At 63.7% G+C, this 20,385-nt stretch carries 21 protein-coding genes; 8 read left to right on the top strand and 13 right to left on the bottom strand.

The window, feature by feature from the left end:
* From AC3WS7_RS17330 to AC3WS7_RS17300, 7 genes are all read right to left on the bottom strand, one after another.
* Window positions 1-878, bottom strand: an 878-nt coding sequence (locus tag AC3WS7_RS17330) for a HAMP domain-containing protein (protein ID WP_492657219.1), incomplete at its 3' end; no start/stop codon positions are given.
* Between the two features lie 239 nt (window positions 879-1,117).
* Entirely contained in the window at window positions 1,118-2,932 is a 1,815-nt protein-coding gene (locus AC3WS7_RS17325) for a methyl-accepting chemotaxis protein (protein WP_492657218.1), read from the bottom strand.
* A 52-nt stretch (window positions 2,933-2,984) separates the two neighbouring features.
* The gene (locus AC3WS7_RS17320; protein WP_296468308.1) at window positions 2,985-4,259 is read right to left on the bottom strand and encodes an FIST signal transduction protein; all 1,275 of its coding nucleotides are present in this window, start codon (window positions 4,257-4,259) and stop codon (window positions 2,985-2,987) included.
* 30 nt (window positions 4,260-4,289) lie between these two features.
* Window positions 4,290-4,967 (bottom strand): PhaM family polyhydroxyalkanoate granule multifunctional regulatory protein, encoded by a 678-nt coding sequence (locus AC3WS7_RS17315; protein WP_296468306.1) that lies wholly within the window; start codon window positions 4,965-4,967, stop codon window positions 4,290-4,292.
* Between the two features lie 159 nt (window positions 4,968-5,126).
* Window positions 5,127-5,612, bottom strand: coding sequence for a copper chaperone PCu(A)C (locus AC3WS7_RS17310; RefSeq protein ID WP_296468304.1), 486 nt, complete (start codon window positions 5,610-5,612; stop codon window positions 5,127-5,129).
* A 19-nt stretch (window positions 5,613-5,631) separates the two neighbouring features.
* Window positions 5,632-6,177 (bottom strand): YcnI family copper-binding membrane protein, encoded by a 546-nt coding sequence (locus tag AC3WS7_RS17305; protein ID WP_492657217.1) that lies wholly within the window; start codon window positions 6,175-6,177, stop codon window positions 5,632-5,634.
* Window positions 6,178-6,320: 143 nt separating this feature from the next.
* Window positions 6,321-6,689, bottom strand: coding sequence for a DUF2946 domain-containing protein (locus tag AC3WS7_RS17300; protein ID WP_492657216.1), 369 nt, complete (start codon window positions 6,687-6,689; stop codon window positions 6,321-6,323).
* 129 nt (window positions 6,690-6,818) lie between these two features.
* Here AC3WS7_RS17300 and AC3WS7_RS17295 point away from each other — a divergent pair, with 129 nt between their 5' ends.
* Window positions 6,819-7,178: a TraR/DksA family transcriptional regulator gene (locus AC3WS7_RS17295; RefSeq protein ID WP_296468298.1), complete on the top strand. Its 360-nt coding sequence runs from the start codon at window positions 6,819-6,821 to the stop codon at window positions 7,176-7,178.
* A 59-nt stretch (window positions 7,179-7,237) separates the two neighbouring features.
* The gene (locus AC3WS7_RS17290) at window positions 7,238-7,843 is read left to right on the top strand and encodes a MarC family protein (RefSeq protein WP_296468323.1); all 606 of its coding nucleotides are present in this window, start codon (window positions 7,238-7,240) and stop codon (window positions 7,841-7,843) included.
* Here AC3WS7_RS17290 and fghA read toward each other — a convergent pair.
* The 3 genes from fghA to AC3WS7_RS17275 all read right to left on the bottom strand — a co-directional run bounded on the left by fghA (window position 7,840) and on the right by AC3WS7_RS17275 (window position 11,023).
* Window positions 7,840-8,706: an S-formylglutathione hydrolase gene (gene fghA / locus AC3WS7_RS17285; protein WP_296468296.1), complete on the bottom strand. Its 867-nt coding sequence runs from the start codon at window positions 8,704-8,706 to the stop codon at window positions 7,840-7,842. The two genes, AC3WS7_RS17290 and fghA, sit on opposite strands and share 4 nt — an antisense overlap.
* Window positions 8,707-8,768: 62 nt before the next feature.
* A complete protein-coding gene (locus AC3WS7_RS17280; RefSeq protein ID WP_310342238.1) occupies window positions 8,769-9,887 on the bottom strand; it encodes an S-(hydroxymethyl)glutathione dehydrogenase/class III alcohol dehydrogenase in 1,119 nt (372 codons plus the stop codon).
* Window positions 9,884-11,023: a fumarylacetoacetate hydrolase family protein gene (locus AC3WS7_RS17275; RefSeq protein WP_492657215.1), complete on the bottom strand. Its 1,140-nt coding sequence runs from the start codon at window positions 11,021-11,023 to the stop codon at window positions 9,884-9,886. Before AC3WS7_RS17275 ends, AC3WS7_RS17280 begins: the two co-directional genes overlap by 4 nt.
* Window positions 11,024-11,099: 76 nt before the next feature.
* Between AC3WS7_RS17275 and AC3WS7_RS17270 the strand changes: the two genes are divergently transcribed.
* The 4 genes from AC3WS7_RS17270 (at window position 11,100) to purU (ending at window position 14,269) form a co-directional block, all read left to right on the top strand.
* Window positions 11,100-12,206 (top strand): DUF3108 domain-containing protein, encoded by a 1,107-nt coding sequence (locus AC3WS7_RS17270; protein ID WP_492657214.1) that lies wholly within the window; start codon window positions 11,100-11,102, stop codon window positions 12,204-12,206.
* A 9-nt stretch (window positions 12,207-12,215) separates the two neighbouring features.
* The gene (locus tag AC3WS7_RS17265) at window positions 12,216-12,947 is read left to right on the top strand and encodes a DUF3108 domain-containing protein (RefSeq protein ID WP_492657213.1); all 732 of its coding nucleotides are present in this window, start codon (window positions 12,216-12,218) and stop codon (window positions 12,945-12,947) included.
* Between the two features lie 87 nt (window positions 12,948-13,034).
* Window positions 13,035-13,337, top strand: a complete 303-nt coding sequence (locus tag AC3WS7_RS17260) for a BTH_I0359 family protein (RefSeq protein WP_492657212.1) — start codon at window positions 13,035-13,037, stop codon at window positions 13,335-13,337.
* A gap of 83 nt (window positions 13,338-13,420) precedes the next feature.
* Window positions 13,421-14,269 (top strand): formyltetrahydrofolate deformylase, encoded by an 849-nt coding sequence (purU, locus tag AC3WS7_RS17255; protein ID WP_296468285.1) that lies wholly within the window; start codon window positions 13,421-13,423, stop codon window positions 14,267-14,269.
* Between the two features lie 71 nt (window positions 14,270-14,340).
* Here purU and AC3WS7_RS17250 read toward each other — a convergent pair whose 3' ends face one another.
* From AC3WS7_RS17250 to AC3WS7_RS17240, 3 genes are all read right to left on the bottom strand, one after another.
* Window positions 14,341-16,038: a methyl-accepting chemotaxis protein gene (locus tag AC3WS7_RS17250; protein ID WP_296468283.1), complete on the bottom strand. Its 1,698-nt coding sequence runs from the start codon at window positions 16,036-16,038 to the stop codon at window positions 14,341-14,343.
* Window positions 16,039-16,090: 52 nt separating this feature from the next.
* On the bottom strand, window positions 16,091-16,936 hold the full coding sequence (gene asd, locus AC3WS7_RS17245) for an archaetidylserine decarboxylase (protein WP_492657211.1): 846 nt from the start codon (window positions 16,934-16,936) through the stop codon (window positions 16,091-16,093).
* A 168-nt stretch (window positions 16,937-17,104) separates the two neighbouring features.
* Entirely contained in the window at window positions 17,105-17,680 is a 576-nt protein-coding gene (locus tag AC3WS7_RS17240; protein ID WP_492657210.1) for a bactofilin family protein, read from the bottom strand.
* 139 nt (window positions 17,681-17,819) lie between these two features.
* Here AC3WS7_RS17240 and AC3WS7_RS17235 point away from each other — a divergent pair, with 139 nt between their 5' ends.
* Both AC3WS7_RS17235 and AC3WS7_RS17230 read left to right on the top strand, forming a co-directional pair.
* Window positions 17,820-18,692, top strand: a complete 873-nt coding sequence (locus AC3WS7_RS17235) for a LysR substrate-binding domain-containing protein (protein ID WP_296468254.1) — start codon at window positions 17,820-17,822, stop codon at window positions 18,690-18,692.
* A gap of 71 nt (window positions 18,693-18,763) precedes the next feature.
* A complete protein-coding gene (locus AC3WS7_RS17230; protein ID WP_492657209.1) occupies window positions 18,764-20,266 on the top strand; it encodes an FAD-linked oxidase C-terminal domain-containing protein in 1,503 nt (500 codons plus the stop codon).
* The last annotated feature ends 119 nt before the right edge of the window (window positions 20,267-20,385 follow it).

Below are 20,385 nucleotides of genomic sequence, written 5' to 3'. Positions count from 1 at the left end.
TCGGCGCTGGCGGTGGCGACGGATTCGCTGCCGCTGCGTACGTTGGCGACGACTTGTACCAGCTGGGTTTGCATGCGGTCCAGGCTGCCCAGGAGCTCGCCCATTTCGTCTTTGCCCTGCACCTGCACACGACGGGTGAGGTCCCCTTCGGCAATACTTTGGGCCAAGGCCACGGCCTGTTTCACCGGTTCAATCACACTGCGGGGAATCAACCAAATCAAGGCGCCCCCCACCACCAGGCTCACCACCAATGCCACCAGCATGGTGTTTTCTGCAGCGTTCACCTTGTCGGCCACCGCAGTGGCGGCTTCGGCGGTGCCCTTCAGGTTGAACTGGAGAATGGCTTCCATGGCCGCGTGGGCTTGCCGAAAGGTATTGGGCCCCTTGTTGGCATACTCCTGCCGCACCGACAGCAACACATTGTCATCCCCCATGGCGTCTTCCACCGCCTGGGTACTGGCCTTGGCCACGGCAAAGTAAGCGTCGCGCTTGGCCTGGTAATCGGCGTACAACGCCTTCTCGGCATTGCCCTGCGCGGAGCTTGCGTCCGAATAGGTCAGCAGCGTGGCCGCGTAGATCTCGGTGGCCTTGGCCAAGCTGGACTCCAACTCCTCGGTTTTCTTTTGAAAACTCACGGCATCCAGACTGCCCTGCACCGCCAAGCGGTCATTGGTCACCAGCGAATGCTCGGACAAGAAACTCTTCATGTGGCCCAGGTTCTCGATGGCGGGAATCCAGGAGGTCGCCACCTCGCCAGCTTCGTATTTGACCGAGATGTTTTGGTACAGGGAATTGGCCGCGCTCAGCACGGCAAGCAAAAGAATGGCCGCGAGTCCAACAGTGATGCGCGCGCGGATGCCGAATTGATGAAGGCTCATAGCGTCTTTGGGGTAGTGGGGGTGGAGGGAAGCGAATTACCGGGTGACGGGAGAACGGATGGCGTGGTGCTTGTATCGGCATCCGGCACCGTTTCTGGAATGCCCCACGTCCCGCAACATACGTGCCAAACGAAGAAACGCCCTGGTCCGCCAAGGACGAGAGCGTTTTTGGGAATGGAAATGCTATGAATTCAGTAGCTGCTTGCGCAATATCCACGGGCGCAAAAGCACTATTTGGCTTAAAAAGTTTCCCAATCGTCGTCTCCACCGGCGGGGGTCACCTTGGTACTGGTCTTGGGGGCCATGGCGGTCAACACCGGTGCAGTCTTGGCGGCACTGGGCGTCGGCTTGGGTGCCACGGGTTTGGACATAGCCGCCCTGGCCGGACTCGCTGCGGGCTTGCCATCGGTACGGCGCTCTGGACCTTTGAAGCCCAAGGCCGGTGTGCCACTGCGCACAGCGGCTTTGGCGGGCACTGGCGCCGGGGTGGCTCGCGTGGCATGGCCTTGGTCTGCCGCCGACAACTTGAACACCGCCACCGTCTGCACCAGGTCGCTGGCCTGGCTCTTGAGGCTGCTGGCCGCCGCTGCCATCTCTTCCACCAACGCGGCGTTCTGCTGCGTGACCTGGTCCATCTGGGTGATGGCTTCACCCACCTGGCCCACGCCCGCGCTTTGTTCGCTGCTGGCCGCGCTGATCTCGCCCATGATGTCGGTCACGCGGCGGATGCTGCTCACCACTTCGGTCATGGTGCTGCCGGCCTTGTCCACCAGCGCCGTGCCTTGTTCGACCCGCTCCACACTGGAGTTGATGAGGGTTTTGATTTCTTTGGCGGCTTCGGCGCTGCGGCCTGCGAGGGATCGCACTTCACTGGCCACCACCGCAAACCCCCGGCCCTGTTCTCCGGCCCGGGCGGCTTCCACGGCAGCATTGAGGGCCAGGATGTTGGTCTGGAAGGCGATGCCGTCGATGACGCTGATGATGTCGCTGATCTTGCGGCTGGCCTCGTTGATGCCCTTCATGGTTTCCACCACTTCGTGGACCACCTCACCACCCTGCACCGCTACCGTGGAGGCGCTCATGGCCAGTTGATTGGCTTGCCGGGCGTTGTCGGCGTTTTGTTTGACGGCTGAGTTGAGCTCTTCCATGCTGGCGGCGGTTTCTTCCAGCGCGCTGGCTTGTTGTTCGGTGCGCGCACTCAGGTCGTGGTTGCCCTGCGCAATCTCGGCGCTGGCGGTGGACACCGACTCGGAGCCGCTGCGCACCCTGGACACCACGGACACCAGACTGTCCTGCATGGCCTTCATGGCCTGCAAGAGTTGACCAATTTCGTCGCGGCTGCTGCTCTGTACTTGTACGGTCAGATTGCCTTCGGCCACATGGCCGGCCACGTGCAAGGCCTCAGCCAATGGTTTGGTGATGGACCGCGTGATGTAAGCCGCGGCGCCAATGGCCAGGAGCACCGCCACCACCATCGCCACCAGCATCACGTTGCGGCCCGTCAGATACGCCTCGGCCGACGTTTTCGCTGCGGCCACGGAACCTTCATGGTTCAACAGCACCAGTTTGTTCAAAATTTCAGAGGAACGCTCAAAGTTCTTTTTGGACTCACCTTCGAGCAACTGGCGGGCGCCTTCCGCGTCGTTGCGGCGGGAATACTCTTTGACCTCTTGGTGAATCTTCAAATAGGCTTCGCGTGACGCTAAAAACGCGTCGTAAAGCGCGCGTTCTTCTTTGCTGCTGATCAGTGTTTCGTACTTGGTGCGGCTGGTCTTGATACGCGCCTGGATGCTCTCCAGGTCCTTCTCGATGTTGGTTTTGGCCGCGTCATCCGTGTTCAGGATGTGCTGCATTTCCGTCGCCCGGTAGTCGGAGATGGCGGTGTTGAGCAGGTTGACTTCTTCGACGCTGGGCAGCCACATGCTGTCCACTTCCGAGGCACTGGCCCGCATGGTGGCCATTTGCACCAGCGCGGCAGACACCACCAGCACCAGGATGGCCACCAACAGCCCAAATCCGGCATACAGCCGGGTCGCGATCTTCAAATTACCCATACGAAGCTCCTCATCTATTGCCGCACCCGACGATATCCGAAACCCGCGGGACTTAAGGGCTGGTAAACACGGTCAGTACCCCGGTATATCCAAATAGTTGGTTGCGTGCAATCTCGCCCCCGGCAAAAAAGCCCACCAGTGGCACGTCGCCCAGCGCCCGGCGCACGATGTGCAGCTCGGCACTGGGCCCGCCAAAATGCGGCCCACCGCGGCCCGAGCAGCTCACGTACACCGCGCCCGCAATACGGCGCGCTGGGTGCGGCGCGGCTTCGGCCTCGCTTTGTTGCAGGGCGAAGGCGGTTTCCATCGGCAGCTCCTGCGGCTCCAGCTCCTCGCGCACTTCGGCGCAGATGCGCACCAGATCGGCCTGGGCGGCCTCGCGGTTGCGCTGGCAAAAGGCCAGGTGCGCGCCGGTCTGCACTTGGGCCGCGAGGGCAATGCCATGGCGCCCCGGGTCCAGGCCAATGATGTGGCGCACCGTCACGTCACTGCCCAGGTTGCCGGTCTGGCGCACCAGCGCGCTGTCGCCCGCCACGCCCGATGCCGGGGTTTGCACCAGGCCCACCAGCGTGGCGCGCACCACCTCCAGCGCCTCCTGCGGGCGCTCCAGACTGATCCCCAGGTCACGCAGCATCACGTCCAGCGCCGGCTCGCCGTCCAGGGTGATGACCACGTTGTGGCTCGCCTCGGTGACCACGCGTGCCTTGGACACCGGCTTGCAACCCTGGGTGACGCGCGACACCAGGCCCACGCCCGCACCAAAGGCCACGCCGCTCAGGCCACCGTGCAGCACCCCACTGGCCGCACCAAACCCGCTCAGGTTGCCATCGGCCGCCACCGCAAACTGCACACTCTGGGTCCGACTGCTGGAGAGGCCGCCAAACAGGTACCCGGTGTCGGTGCGGGCCGCCATCTCGTCTATCAGCTCCACCAGGTCGGGGGTCTCGCCATCGGCGTGTACCAGCGCAGTGTGGGCCTCAAAGCCCAGGCCCAGCGGTGCAATGCCCGAGAACACACGGTACTCGTCGCTGGGCAGCTCCAGCAGCATCACCGCCAGGGCCGGCTCGTCAAAGTACTCCACGTTGTTGGCCGCAATGCCCACGCCCACGGTCCCCGACCAATCGGTCACCAGCGGCAGCTCGCCGCTGAGCATCTCCAGAATGTCTTTGGCGTAGGGTGCGTAGTGGTCGGTGATGTAGAGCAGCGCCAGCGTGGGTGCAGACGCATAACCGTGCAAGGCCATCTGGGCGCGCAGCTGCGCCAGCACCAGACCCGCCGCCATGGGCCACTGCGGGTGTGTGGCGTGCGCGTACGGAAACAGCTTCATGCGCCCATCCCTGGTGAATGTGCCGGGCGCCTAGCGGCCGGTGGATTTTTTGGCGGGCGTCTTGCGCACAGCGGGCCGTTTGGCCACGGCCTTCTTGCCTGCGGCCGTGGCCGACTTGAGGGCTTCTTTGGCCAAACCGGTGGCCATGTTTTTGGTCATGTCCACCGCAGTTTTGGTGGTGGCCTCTTTCATGGCGCTGGCGGCAATGTTCTGGAACTGCTGGGTGAGCGAACCCCACAGCTGCAGCGGATCCACCAGCCCCGGCACACCGGCGGCCTTGGCCGCGCCTTTGGCATCGCCCTTGCTGGCGCTGCTGGCCACATCCGACAGGGTTTTGGCCGTGCTGGCGGCTTTTTCGGTCACGCTGTGCACACCGGATGCAATCGAATCCGCCGCCTTGAGCTTGAGCGCATTGGTCACATCGCCCAGGTTGAAGTTCATGCCCTTGAGGGTCGCCAGGGTCATCTTCTGCACCTCCAGTGCCTGGATGGTGGCGCCCAAAGCACGCGAGTTTTGCTCCAGCCAGAAGTGCACGTTCTTGAGCTCCTCGATGCGCTTGTCCAGCTCTTCCACATTGAGGGTGGGGGCCACCCAGTTGGCCAGGTTGGGCATCTGCGGGATGTTCTGGCTGGCACCTTTGGCCAGGTTTTGCAGGAAATCAAAACCCGGCACGAACTTGCCAAAACCCGAGGTGTCTGAATCGCTCATGTGTGCTCCAAAGCCTGGTGGTCAGGCGCTGGCGCACAGCTTACTCCAACGCACGCGGGCTGACGAGGGGAGGCTTCGGACCATGCAGTCTTCAGCACCGGTCATCGACAAGCGCCGCATTGGGGGGCAGCGCACATGGTGCAGCGCGGATACCGGGCCTTATTTGTGCGCGCCGTGTCCGTCTTTGGGCGCCATGGCCGCACCGGCAGGCGCGGTTTGCAACACCGGGACCCGGATCTCCGATTTGCGCTCCACCCCCTTGGCGTCCTTGAACACCAGGGTCAGGGGGATGGTGGTGTCTTTCTGCAGGGGCAGCTTCAGGTCCAGCAGCATCACGTGGTAACCGCCGGGTTTGAGCTCCACGGCTTGGCCCGCAGGCAAGTCCAAAGCGGGCACCGCGCGCATTTTCATGATGTCACCGTCCATCTTCATCTCATGCACTTCGGCCACTCCGGCCACCGGGGACGAGGCCGACACCAGTTTGGCGTCGTCTTTGGCCGTCAATGTCATGAAGGCGCCGCTGGCCTTTTGGCCTTGCACGGTGGCGCGGGCCCAGGCGTTTTTGACCTCGACGGTTTGGGCCCACAGGCTGGTGGACAGGCAGGCAGCCACGAGGGCAGCGGTACTCAGGCGAACACGGTTCATACAAAGCTCCTTGGAAAAATCAGTGGGCGTGGCCGCCAGCGGCTTGCACGTCCAGTACATCGAGACGGGCCGCAGGCGACTTCATGCTGTGGGCGTCCTGGCCCGCGGCGGGGACTTCCACCCAGGCGTTGACACCCTTGGTGCAGCGCTGTACCACCTTGAACCACAGGGTTCCCGGCTTTTGGGGGGTGGTGCCACGCAACACAAATTCGTCGTAGTGCGCGTCCGGCAAGGCGTCAGCCACCTGGTTGACGGTCCAGATGATTTCCTGCACGCCCTCCGTGAACTTTTTGCCGTGGGCCTCGTACGGTGTGGCCAGCTTGCCGACCTGGGTGCTCACGGTCCAGCCGGGCTTGACCATGGGCTGGGCGCCGTTAAAACCGTCGGGCAGGCTGACCTGGATAGCCGTCGTGGCCGCGCCATCACAGCCGTGCCCCACCCGCAGTACGGCCTTGTAGCCAGCGCCGGCCGCAGCCGCCGGGTCTTCCAGGGTTACATGGCCAAATGCAGCTGCAGCGCCCATGAATACTGCGCAGACAGCTATAGATTGAATAGCACTTTTCATTCTCAACTCCGAAACTGGCACGCCACAGCAGCGCTGAAGCAGCCTGGGAACACACCAAAAATTTACGAGAAAAAACAAGACAGGCCCACAAGGGGCCAGGAGACGCCGCATACGCGTCGGCCTGGAGAGGCCGACCGTGCGACTTAGACGCGCGCGGGAGGGGCGCGGGCGGAAGCCGGGTCCGCCGTGCGCCAAGTGATGTGGCGAGGGGGGCCGGTGCGCAACACATCGGTCACAGCCACCGACAGCACCAAGGCGTCAGCGCTGGCAGGTGGTACACCGACCGGCAAACACATCACACAGTCCAGGGTGTGCGCCATGGCAGCGGGCGCGCCGCTGTCCGCAGCATCGGCCGCCACCAGCTTGACGCTGCCACCGGCACTGCACACCAGCGAAAGCGCCTGGGGATTGACCACCGGCGCCGCCACCGCGACCCCGACGGCCAAGACAAAACACGCCAACATCCAACGGATGAGGGCGCGTGATTGGCGCAGGGATTGCAGGCTGAACATGGCGGGAATTATGGCCCAAGACACACCGCGCGACGAACAGCAGGCTTGATTCGCATCAAAGACGCACGCCGCCGGCAGGCGGACCATGGAGGCTGAAAACACCCCTTCGGGCGTTTCACGAAAGATGCCATGACCACCCTCGACACCCAGTCTCTTGAAGCCACACTGACCCACAAACGCAGCGGTTTGCTGGCCCAACTCGCGGCCCTGCGCGGCGGCGCCCCCAGCCGCGCCGAAGCGTCCGAGGCCCACTTTGCGCACCGCGAGGACTCCCAGGCCCAGACGGCCACCGAGCGGGACCTGGAATTTGCACTGGACGACCACGAAAGCACCGAACTGCGCCGCGTGAACGCAGCCCTGCAGCGCCTGGCCAATGGCAGCTACGGCCTGTGCGCCGACTGCGGCGTGGCCATTGCCCCGGCACGCCTGCAAGCGGCACCGGAAGCCGAGCGCTGCGTCCCCTGCCAGGAGGCGCTGGAACGCACCTGAACTGCTATTCTCCGGGGCACTGAGAACCTTGCTGCCCACAAGGCAGCCCTGCCCCCATGATGAACTACACCTTTGTCTCCGCCACCATCCTGCTGATCCTGATCACCGATCCGATTGGCAACATCCCGATCTTTGCGAATGCGCTCAAACACGTGGCGCCCGAGCGGCGGGCCAAGGTCATCCTGCGCGAGATCCTGATTGCGTTTGCGCTGCTCTTGACCTTCATGTTTGTGGGCGAGAGCTTCTTGCGTGTGATGAACCTCAGCGAGCTGTCGCTGCAAATCGGCGGCGGCGTGATCCTGTTTTTGATCGCCCTGCGCATGGTGTTTCCGCCGGCGGCCGCCACCGAGGGCGAAATCATGACCGAACCGCTGATCGTGCCGCTGGCGATTCCGGCCGTGGCCGGCCCGTCGGCACTGGCCACGGTGCTGCTGCTGGTGTCGCAGCAGCCGGACCGGCGCATGGAATGGATTGGTGCGCTGTGTGTGACCATGCTGGTCAGCGCCGTGGTGCTGGTATCGGCCGAGCGCATCCAGCGCATCATCGGCGACCGCCTGGTGGTGGCCGCCGAGCGCCTGATGGGCCTGGTGCTGGTGTCGGTGGCGATCGAGATGATGCTGCGCGGGGTGAAGACCTTTGCCGTGCAGCTCTCAGCCGCCACTTAAGGTAACAGGCCCAGCCCCTGCGCATGGTGGCGCAGGTGGTCTTCCATGAAGGTGCTGATGAAGTAGTAGCCGTGGTCGTAACCCGCGTGGCGGCGCAGCGTGAGCGGCTGGCCGGCGGTGGCGCAGGCGGCTTCAAACAGATGCGGGTGCAACTGCACTTCGAGAAACTTGTCCGCCAAGCCCTGGTCCACCAAGATGCCCTGCACCAACAGCGGCGTGCTGCGCCGGCCCATCAGGGCCGAGGCATCGTGCGCAACCCAGGCCTCACGGTCCTCGCCCAGGTAGCCCGCAAACGCCTTGTGCCCCCAGGGGCACTGGCTGGGGGCACAGATAGGCGCAAAGGCGGAGAGGCTCTTGAAACGCAAGGGGTGGCGCAGCGCCAGCGTGAGCGCGCCGTGGCCGCCCATGGAGTGGCCAAACAGGCCCAGGCGGTGCACGTCGACCGGCAGGTGCTCGCCCACCAGTGGCAGCAATTCCTCCAGCAGATAACTTTCCATGCGGAAGTGCGGCGCCCAGGCGGTCTGGGTCGCGTCCAGGTAAAAGCCTGCCCCCACGCCAAAGTCCCACGACTCCGTTTCGCCCGGCACACCGGCGCCGCGCGGGCTGGTGTCGGGGGCTATCAGCGCCAGCCCCAAGGCCGCGGCCACACGCTGTGCGCCGCCCTTGGCCATGAAGGTTTCCTCAGTGCAGGTCAGGCCGGCCAGGTACATGACGGCGGGCACCGCGCCCTGTTGGGCCTGTGGCGGCAGGAACACCGAGAAGCGCATGGGCAGGCCAATGACGCGGGAGGCATGCTGGTAATAACGCTGCACGCCGCCAAAGCAGGCGTGTTCGCTGACGAGTTCAAGGGCAGAGGATGGCATCAATTGCTATCAAAAAAGAAGCTGCTTGCGCAATAACCACGCGGGCTAGAGGCCTGTTTCAATCAATAAATGACAACACCGCGAATCGACTCACCGCGCTTCATCAGGTCAAAGCCCTTGTTGATGTCTTCCAGCGGCATGGTGTGGGTGATCAGGCTGTCGATGTTGATCTTGCCTTCCATGTACCAGTCCACGATCTTGGGCACATCGGTGCGGCCACGTGCGCCGCCAAAGGCTGAGCCTTCCCACTTGCGGCCAGTGACCAACTGGAAGGGGCGCGTGGAGATTTCGGCACCGGCCTCTGCCACGCCAATGATGATGCTGCGGCCCCAACCCTTGTGCGTGCACTCCAGCGCCTGGCGCATGACCTTGGTGTTGCCGATGCACTCGAAGCTGTAGTCGGCACCGCCGTCGGTGAGTTGAACAATCGCGTCCACGATGTTGCCGCCCGCGGCCTCGATGTCCTTGGGGTTCAAAAAGTGCGTCATGCCGAACTGGCGGGCCATGGCTTCGCGCGCGGGGTTCAGGTCCACGCCGATGATCTTGTCGGCGCCCACCATCTTCAGGCCCTGGATCACGTTGAGGCCAATGCCGCCCAAACCAAACACCACGGCGTTGGCACCGGCCTCCACCTTGGCGGTGAAGATCACCGCACCGATGCCGGTAGTCACACCGCAGCCGATGTAGCAGACCTTGTCAAACGGTGCGTCTTCGCGGATCTTGGCCAGCGAGATTTCGGGCGCCACGGTGTAGTTGCTGAAAGTGGAGGTGCCCATGTAGTGGAAGATGGGATCGCCATTCAGGCTGAAGCGGCTGGTCGCGTCGGGCATCAGGCCCTTGCCCTGCGTGCCACGGATCAGCTGGCACAGGTTGGTCTTGCGCGAAAGGCAAAACTTGCAGGTGCGGCACTCGGGTGTGTAGAGCGGAATGACGTGGTCGCCCTTTTTGAGCGTGGTCACGCCGGGGCCTACGTCCACCACAATGCCCGCGCCTTCGTGGCCCAGGATGGCGGGGAAGATGCCTTCGGGGTCCGCACCGCTGAGCGTGTAGTAATCGGTGTGGCAAATGCCGGTGGCTTTGATTTCCACCAACACTTCACCGAATTTGGGGCCTTGCAGGTCCACGGTTTCGATGGTCAGGGGTTGGCCTGCTTTCCAGGCAACGGCGGCGCGTGTTTTCATTCGGAGGTCTCGGTAGAAGAATCGGGGGCGCTCTCGGTGGAGGGCGCGGGCGTGGGGTCGGCAGACACCGGCGCGGCAGTATCGCCAGAAACGGATGCCGCAGCAGCGCCTGGGGCTGTTCGGCCCCGGCTCTCGGGTGGCACCACTTCCTGCAAGATGGCGCCAAACACGCTCTGCCCGTCGCGGCCTTTCACCTCGATGCGGATGGTGTCGCCGTACTGCATGTACTCGGTGCTGGGCTGGCCGTCCTGGAGGGTTTCCATCGCACGCTTCTCGGCAATGCAGCTGTAGCCGTTGGGCCAGTCGGTGCGGTTTTTGCGCGCCACGCCCTTGTTGCTGATGGTGCCCGAGCCAATGATGGAGCCGGCGCGCACGCGGCGGGTCTTGGCCAGGTGGGCAATCAGCTGGCCGAAGTGGAATGTCATGTCGGTACCGGCCTCGCACATGCCAACCTTGCGTCCGTTCCAGGTGCATTGCACAGGCAAGTGCACGCGACCACGCGCCCAGGCATCGCCCAGTTCGTCGGGCGTGATGGCCACCGGGCCAAAAGCGGTGGCGGGTTTGCTCTGCACAAAACCAAAGCCCTTGGCCAGTTCGTCGGGCACCAGGTTGCGCAGTGTCACATCGTTGGCCAGCACCACGAGGCGCACCGCGTCGATGGCGCGGTCGCTGGGGCAACCCAGGGGCACATCACCGGTGATCACCGCCAGCTCCGCCTCAAAGTCCACGCCCCAGGCCAGGTTGGCGCAGACGATGTCGGCCTGCGGGCCGGCCAAGTCGTCGCTGCCGCCCTGGTACATCAGCGGGTCGGTGGCAAAACTCTCGGGCACCTCGGCGCCACGCGCCTGGCGCACCAGCTCCACATGGTTCAGGTAGGCCGAGCCATCGGCCCACTGGTAGGCGCGCGGCAGCGGTGCCAAACACTGGGCCGGGTCAAACGGGAAGGCATGGCGCGCGCGGCCCTGGTTCAACAGGACATAGAGGTCTTCGAGCTGGGGAGCGAGGTAATTCCAGTCGTCCAGCACCTGCTGCAGGCGGTTGGCGATGTGGGTCGCGTAGTGCGCCTGGCTCAGGTCGCGGGATACGACCACCAGCTGCCCGTCGCGGGAGCCGTCTTGGTAGGTAGCGAGTTTCATGCGGGCATTTTCGCCGGGTTTGGCGTAGGGCCTGCCAGCTGTCTACCGTACACTGGACTTTTGCGTTGTACCCAGCATGTCTTTGGCGTTACGTCCGATCGCGCACTCCGCCACCCCGCGCCCCACCTGGCCCCTCAAAGGACTGGCGCTGGTGCTGGCTGCGGTGCTGGGCTTGCACGCGTGGTTGCTGGTTGGCATGCCGCTGCCCGCGCCCTGGACCACGTACGAGGCACCACAAGAAACAGGCGCCATCGCCATGCAAACCCGGGTGCTGCCGCCTGCAGCAGCCACACCCGTAGTAGTGCCCCCCACGCCCCCGGCCCCACAGCCCCCAGCGCCCGCGCCGGTACGTCCTGCGGCAGCGCAGACCAGTCCCACGACCACTGCCGCGACCGAAAATTTACAGCCTTTTATGGCTACAGCCTCCGCAGAATCTGCGCCAACAGCTCCTGAATTCATAGCAAAGTCGCCGCGCACCCGGATGGCAGAGCCCTCTGCCATGGCCACCCCGGAACCAGAGGAAGAGGAACGCCCGCAGCGCTACGCCTTTCCGCCCCCGGTGCGCCTGAACTATGACGTCTGGGCGCTCACCAGCGGCAACCGCAACACCGGGGGCGCCCAGCTCAGCTGGCAGCACGACGGCAGCAGCTACCAGGCCAGTCTGCTTGCCACCAAGTTCCGGTTCCAGCTGCGGCAGTGGGCCAGCAAGGGCGCACTGACCGAGGCCGGCCTGGCCCCCCTGCGTTTTGGCGACAAGGGCCGCAGCAGTGAGGTTGCTGCGCACTTTGTGCGCGAGGAAGGCAAAGTCATCTTCAGCGCCAACACGCCCGAGGTGCCCTTGCTGCCCGGTGCGCAAGACCACCTCAGCGTGTTCGTCCAACTGGCCAGCCTGTGGGCCGGTGAGCCGCAGCGCTATGCGGCGGGTGACAGCATCAGCTTCCAGTCCATCGGCCCGCGGCACAGCGAAACATGGACCTTTGTGGTCTCGTCAGAAGAACCCATCACCGTGCCAGGGGGCACCTTTCCCGCCGTCAAGCTCACGCGCGAGCCCAGCGGCGACTACAGCACCAAAGCCGAACTCTGGCTGGCCCCCAAGCTGGACTACCTGCCCGCCCACATCCGCCTGTCCGAGAGCAACGGCAACGTGCTGGACATGCTGTGGACCGACAGCCAATCCCCCTGAACACTGCCCATGCCCCCTACCGCACTCCGCCACCGTCTGATCGCGCCCCTGCTGGCGTGTGCCCTGGCCGTGCTGCCAGCCTTCTCTGGCGCACAAAGCGTGGCCGTGCCCGCCCCGGTGCGCCTGAGTTATGACTTTGAGGGCGTGATCTCCTCGCCCTATACCGGCAGCGCCGAGCTGCTCTGGCAGCACGAGGGTGGCAACTACACCTCGCAACTCGTGGTGCGCAAATTTGGCCTGAGCCTGCAAACCTGGACCAGCAAAGGCGCACTCACTGCCCAAGGGCTGGAGCCGCTGCGCTTTGTCAGCAAGCGCCTGGGCAAGGAAGAAGTCAGTGCGCATTTCCTGCGGCCTCTGGGCAAAATCGCCTTCAGCGCCAACACGCCCGAGGCCCCGCTGGAGGACGGCGCGCAGGACCAGCTCAGTGTCTTTATGCAGTTGGCCAGCCTGCTGGCCGGCAAGCCCCCACAGTGGACACCGGGCAAAACTGTGACCTTCCAGGCCGTGGGCGACCGCTATGCCGAGAGCTGGACGTTCAAGACCGATGCGCTGGAACCCATCCGGGTACCGGGCGGCACCTTCCCCGCCATCAAGCTGACCCACAAACCCACGGCCGAGCGCAGCCAGAAGCTGGAGCTCTGGTACGTGCCCAGCGTGGGGTATTTGCCACTGCGCATCCGCATTACGGAATCCAACGGCGACTTTCTCGATTTGTTGTGGGCCAGCAGCCAAAAACCCTGAGTTTTTCGCTGCGGTGCGGTTTTCCTGCTACTCTTGAAACCGCAAAGATGACACCCATTTGGCATGTATCTCTCGCTGGAAAATACTATGCACACCCTGTACGACTCTGAATCCTTCTCCGTCACCCACATGCTGGCCAACGGCGAGCAAGAAGGTGTGCACGCCGAAAAAACCGAGCGCCACCCCCAGGGAGTGCCCATGCTGGCGCGCCATGGTTTTGAGATTGTGGACAAGCGCTCCAACAAAGAGGTCTACCTCGATGGCTCCTGGGCGGAGTTGTTCCAGCAACACATCCAGGCTTGGCAGGTGAACACGCCCACCCAGGAAGAGGTGGAAGACACGCTGGACCAGTACGCCGTGCTGGCGCAAAACCCGGTGGTGGTGCACTAACCCTGTCCCGCGCTTCCCGACCAGGGGCTCTTCGGAGCCCCTTTTGCATAAGGGTGGGCGGGGAACTGCGACAATCTCGCCCCATGAGCCAGACTTACATCCTCACGTTTTCCTGCCCCGACCGCCTCGGTCTGGTGCACGCCGTTTCGGGCTTTTTGCTGGAGCGCGGCGGCAATATCGAAGAAGCCGCCCAGTACAACGACCCCGATACCGGACTGTTTTTCATGCGGGTGCAGTTCAGCTGCAGCCAGCTCAGCCACGCCGAGCTGCGCGCCCAACTGGGCAGCTTTGCCGAGCCGCTGCAGCTGCAGTGGAGCCTGCACGCCACAGCCCAGGCCATGCGCACCGTCCTCATGGTCAGCAAGGAAGGCCATTGCCTGAACGACCTGCTGTTCCGCTGGAAGAGTGGCCTGCTGCCGTTGGACATCCGCGCCATCGTCTCCAACCACCGCGAGTTCTACCAATTGGCGGCCAGCTACAACGTGCCGTTTCACCACATTCCGGTGACGGCCGCTACCAAGGCCCAGGCAGAAGCCAAGGCCTACGAGGTGATCGAGTCCGAAGGGGCCGAGCTGGTGGTGCTGGCGCGTTACATGCAGATCCTGAGCGACGACCTGTGCCGCAAGTTGTCCGGCCGCGCCATCAACATCCACCACAGCTTTTTGCCCAGTTTCAAGGGCGCCAAGCCCTACTACCAGGCGCATGACCGCGGCGTGAAGTTGATTGGTGCGACCGCCCATTACGTGACGGCGGACCTGGACGAGGGCCCCATCATCGAGCAGGACGTGGCCCGCGCCGACCACAGCAAGACAGTGGAAGACCTGACCGCCATGGGCCGTGATACCGAGAGCCAGGTACTGGCGCGCGCAGTCAAGTGGCACAGCGAGCACCGCGTGCTGCTGAACGGCCACAAGACCGTGATCTTCAAGTAGCCCGGATTCGCCACCGGGGAAATGCTGCCACTTGCCCGGTGGGCATCGCCCCGCGCGGCGGGGCGCTGGGGCTACAAGTGGAAGCGGCCGACCAACTGATCCAGCGACTGGGCCTGCTCGTCCAGTGACTGGGCGGCAGCGGCGGCCTCTTCCACCAAGGCCGCGTTTTGTTGGGTACTGTCGTCCAGTTGGGCCACGGCACGGTTAATCTCTTCAATGCCGGAGCTCTGCTGTACCGAGGCGCCAGACAACTCCTCCATCACCGTGCTGACCTGCTGCACACTCTGCGACATCTCGGCGATGGTTTGACCCGCCTTGTGCGCCAGCTGCGCGCCGTCCTTGACTTGGGTGGTCGAGGCTTCAATCAGTGCGTTGATTTCCCGTGCCGCCTTGGCGCTGCGCTCTGCCAGCGAACGCACCTCGGATGCCACCACCGCAAAACCCCGCCCCTGCTCGCCCGCGTGTGCGGCTTCTACGGCAGCATTCAGCGCCAGGATGTTGGTCTGGAAGGCGATGCCTTCAATCACCCCAATATTGGCGTGGATGGCCTCGGTGCTCTTGCTGATCTTGTCCATGGTGGAAACCACACTGGCCACCACTTCGCCACCTTGCTGGGCCGAGCGTGTGGCCAAACCGGACAACTGGGCGGCCTGCGCGGCGCTGTCGGCATACCGTTTGGCAATTGCGGCCATTTGCTCCACGTTCGTGGTGGTTTTCTCCAGTGATGCCGATTGCAGCTCGGTGCGCTGTGACAAGTCCAGGTTGCCCATGGAGATTTCGCGTGACGCATTGGCCACCTGCTTGGAGCTGCTGGCAATTTCGCGCATGGTGTCAGCCAGCTTGCCCTGCATGTCCCGCAGCGAATACAGCAGGCTCTCCGTGTCTTTGGGATCCAGGCGAATTTGCATGGACAGGTCGCCCTGGGCAATACGGCTGGCAATGGACTTGGCATAGGCCGGCTCGCCGCCCAGTTGGCGAACCAAACGCCGGGTCACCCAGCCACTGATGACCAGCGACAAAACCAGCAGCAAGCCCATGATGCCCACCACCCACATTTGGGACGACTGGTAAATCTGGCCTGCCTGCACGATGGTGGCTTCAGCGGACTTGGAGCGCTGCTCCACCAGCAAATCCACAATTTTTTCCAATTTGCGCGTGTCATTGAGCAAGCGCGCATCTTCGGTCGGCACGTCGGTACTCATTTGCATCAGATCCAACGGCTGCTCTTTGACAAGCGCGATGTAGGCGCGCTGGCGCTTGGTCCAGTTGGCCATTGCATCGATCAATTGCTGGCTGGAGGCCGTGCTTTCTTCGGAATTCGACAGCCCTTTGATGACCTCCAGACGCTGGCCAATTTGGGTGAGGCTGGCCTCAATATCGCCCCCCAGTGTGTTGCGCTCCGCCGCGGTGGTGGCCGTCAACAACTGGGTCTGGGCCCGACTGGCCCGCAGAATCAGTCCCCGCGCCTGCTCAGCCGCTTGGCCGGCCGCAAATTCCTGCTCGTAAATGGCCTTGGTGGACGCATTGAGGCGCCCCATCTGGAACAGCGAAAACACACCAATCACCACCGCACCGGCCAGCACGCAGGCAAAAGCCAGCCACAGACTGGCCCGCACCGACAGGGACTCAAGCGCTGCGACACGCGGCAAAACCGCTCTGCGGTAATCACGCTCCGTATCGTCGGCCTGGTTGGCGTTGCCCACAAGGGCAGGTGCCGACACCAGGCCAGCGGCCAAGGTCAGCGCGGTCTCAGAGGACGAAACTTGCATACCTAACACTCCAACAGTTGTGCAGTATCCCTGCGAGTCAGGATACTGGTTTTTACAGGGCTTCGCCCATTTTTTCGCCCAGGCACACCGGCTTGCCTGCGGCCCAGGGGCCATCAAATGCAAGGCGGTCGCGCCCAAAAAGCATCACGACGGTGGAACCTAGCAAGAAACGGCCCATCTCTTCGCCTTGCTTCAGAACCACCGCATTGGCGTCATAGTGCCACTCGGTAATCTGGGGCAAGCGCGGCGGATTGACCACACCATGCCACACCGTAGCCATGCTGCCCACCACCGTGGCACCCACCAGCGTCAGCACAAATGGGCCATGCGCAGAGTCGAATACGCAGACCACGCGCTCGTTGCGTGCGAACAGACCGGGCACGCCGCGCGCGGTGGTCGGGTTCACCGAGAACAGGTCGCCCGGCACATAGATCATGCGGCGCAACACGCCGTCGCAAGGCATATGGATGCGGTGGTAGTCGCGCGGACTGAGGTAAATCGTGGCAAAGGTGCCGTTGTCGAACTGCGCCGCCAGCTTGGCATCCCCTCCTACCAGCGCCGTGGTGCTGTAGTGGTGGCCCTTGGCCTGGAAGATCTGGTCCTTGTGGATGGCGCCAAACTGGCTGATGGCCCCATCGACCGGACACACAAAGGGCGCAGCAGCAAGTGGGCGCACACCGTCTTTCAGGGCCCGGGTGAAGAACTCGTTGAAGGTGGGGTAGACCGCAGGGTCGGGATTGGCCGCCTCAGCCATGTTGACGTTGTAACGCTTGATGAACCAGCGGATCAGCGCCGTAGTGGCTTTGCCGCCACGGGCCCCGGCGATCACACCGGCAAACGCAGTCAGGGCTTTTTTGGGGAGCAGGTACTGCGGCAGTACGGCAAGGGTGTCGGACACAGGGCAACTCCCGAGAGGAAAAAGAGGGCCATTCTACTGACGGGCCTCAGGCGCAAATAGGCTTTGCTCTCGGGGAAAACACGGGACATCGACCGCCTGACGCGCCAAAGCGCGCAGTTCAGCGGGGGCATTAGTTTTGCTGATGCCAGGCGAACGCCCCCCTCCGCCTCAAGCGGCGTTGAGCAGCCCCATTTTTGCCGGGGGCAGGACCTCGCCGCGGTGGGCCGCGCCAAACTGGATATCGCCCATCAGCTGACCGCCTTCCTGGATCACAACCTTGCCGTAGCGGATCTTGCCGCTAACCCGCCCGGTGGAGTAGATCACCAACTTCTCGCGCACCGTCAAATTGCCGTTGAACTCGCCGTGGATCTCGGCATAGTCAATCTCGGCCGAGCCCTTGAACGCACCGATCTCGGTAATCTGCATCACGCGGGAGTCCATCGTCGCCTCCACCATGCCCTCGACCACCAGGGTGTCGCAGTCGGTGATCTCCACCCCCTTGAGTTTGATATTGGGACCCACGGTCAGCTTGCTGCCACCCTCCTGAACAGGCGCCCCCGAAACCGGGACCACTACCGCGCTGTCAGCGGGCTTTGCAGATGCAGGCGCTGGGGCCGGGGCTGCCGATGTATGCCCCCCACCGCTGGTGCCAGAGCCCGACAATCCGCTGGACTGGGTGGGCCCAGGACGGGTATGGACGGGATCGGCAGGACGTTTGCCAAAAAAAGGGGCTTGCATAGTCATCAGAATGCTTTCGAGTTGAAGAGAATTCATACTAGACCGGGCACCGTGTAGCAATCTTTGGTCAATTGCAACATCCCTGGTGCAAATGCCCCGAAATGTTGCAAGTGTCAAAACGCCCAATGGTGGCATCATCCCCACCATGAGCGCCTCCCGCATCCCCCCCATCCAGTGCCTGCTGACCTTTGAGGCCCTGGCACGGCTGCGATCGGTCACGCTGGCGGCAGAAGAGCTCTTTGTCACACCCAGCGCAGTGAGCCACCGGGTGCGGCAGTTGGAGCAGATCATTGGCACCAAGCTGTTTGGCCGCGCCGACTTTTCACTGACCACCGAGGGCAGCGAGTACCTGGCCCATGTGCGTGAGGGCCTGGCGATCCTGCAGAAATTTCCCAGCGCATCCGCCGCGCCGGGCAAGCGCAAGCTGCGCCTGGCGGTCACGCCCACGTTTTCGCGCTCCATCCTCATCCCGCGGCTGCGCCAGTTCACCGACGCTTACCCCGAGATCGACCTGACCTTGCAGGTGTCCATCCCCCTGCTGGACGTGGTGGCCGAGGACGCTGACCTGATGGTGCGCTTTGGCCCCGGCCGTTACGCCGACATGGAGCATGTGTGCCTGATGAAGGACGAGGTGACGCCGCTGGCCTCGCCCGCCTTTGTGCGCGAGCATGGCCCGTTTGAGACACCGCAAGACTTGGCCAACCTGCCCTTCCTGCGCAGCCCGCTGGAACCCTGGCGCACCTGGTTCGCCGCCAACGGGCTGGACTGGCCCGAGCCGGTGGACGGCTCCCAGTTCAACGACATTGGCCTGATGTGCGACGCCGCGGCCGCGGGGATGGGGGTGGGCCTGGTGCGTCTGAAGCTGGGCGCCCCCTGGCTGGAAAACGGCTCGCTGGTGCGGCTCTACGACAACAACGTACCCAGCCCCCACGCCCACTACCTGTGCTGGCGCACCGGCGCCATGGACCGCTGGGAAGTGGCGGCTTTTGCCGACTGGTTGAAAAAAGCGGTGGGCTAGGCGCCAGTTTCTTCACGCCACAGCGCCCGGCTTTCCACTAGAGTGCAGACCACGCTACCTGAAAGCCTGCCATGAACGCTCCCGCTCCCGCCAACCTTCAGAATTCGCTATCAAAAACAGAGCTGCTCGCGCAAATTTTGCGAGGGCTGGAGCCCTATTTACCCAAGCACGCGCTGCTCTACCAGACCGAAGACACCACGCCCTACGAATGCGACGGGCTGACCGCCTACCGCCAGCGCCCGCTGCTGGTGGCGCTGCCCGAGACCGAGGAGCAGGTGGCGGCCGCGCTCAAGGTCTGCCACAGCCTGAACGTGCCGGTGGTGGCGCGCGGCGCGGGCACCGGCCTGTCCGGCGGGGCCATGCCGCATGCACTGGGCGTGACGCTGTCACTGGCCAAGTTCAACAAAATCCTCAAACTGGACAAGCGCAGCCGCACGGCAGTCGTGCAGTGTGGTGTGCGCAACCTGGCCATCAGCGAGGCGGCCTCACCGCTGGGCCTGTACTACGCACCCGACCCATCCAGCCAGATCGCCTGCACCATAGGCGGCAACGTGGCCGAGAACTCGGGCGGCGTGCACTGCCTGAAATACGGCTTGACGCTGCACAACGTGCTGAAGGTGCGCGGCTTCACCATGGAGGGCGAACCGATTGAATTTGGCGGCGACGCACTGGACGCCCCCGGCTACGACCTGATGAGTGTGGTGGTAGGCAGCGAGGGCATGCTGGCCGTCATCACCGAAGTGACCGTGAAGCTGGTGCCCAAGCCGCAACTGGCACGCTGCATCATGGCCAGCTTTGACGACCTGCGCAAAGCCGGTGACGCGGTGGCCGCCGTCATTGCGGCCGGCATCATCCCCGCCGGGCTGGAGATGATGGACAAGCCCATGACCGCGGCCGTAGAAGATTTTGTGCACGCGGGTTACGACCTGAGTGCCGAGGCGATTTTGCTGTGCGAAAGCGACGGCACACCCGAAGAGGTGGAAGAAGAGATTGGCCGCATGACCGAGGTGCTGCGCAGTGCGGGTGCCACCGGCATTGCGGTCAGCAACAGCGAGGCCGAACGCCTGCGCTTCTGGAGCGGACGCAAAAACGCCTTCCCTGCCAGCGGCCGCATCAGCCCCGACTACATGTGCATGGACAGCACCATCCCCCGTGCACGGCTGGCCGACATCCTGCTGGCGATTGCCGAGATGGAGAAGAAGTACCAGCTGCGCTGCGCCAATGTGTTCCACGCGGGCGACGGCAATCTGCACCCGCTGATCCTGTTCGATGCCAACGACGCCGACCAGTTGCGCCGCTGCGAACTGTTTGGCGCCGAGATTCTGGAAACCAGTGTGGCCATGGGCGGCACGGTGACCGGCGAGCACGGCGTGGGCGTGGAAAAACTCAACAGCATGTGTGTGCAATTCAGCGCCGAAGAAAACGCGCAGATGTTCGCCCTCAAGGCCGCGTTTGACCCCAAGGGCCTGCTCAATCCCGGCAAGGTGATTCCGACGCTGCAGCGCTGCGCCGAATACGGCCGCGAGCTGGTGCGCGGCGGCAAGATCAAGCACCCGGACTTGCCCCGGTTCTAGGCCCGACAAGAGCCCCCCAGGGTTTGCTGAAACACCGTGCAGAGATGCACACCCCGCCAGCCTCGTATTTCTCATCTTGACGCCTGGGCCCAAGCGGGTTTCAATGGCCTGCAGCCTGT

This window comes from Rhodoferax sp. EU05-FHT12H12 (genome assembly GCF_058791215.1).
This window is presented reverse-complemented; position numbering and strand designations above follow the sequence as displayed.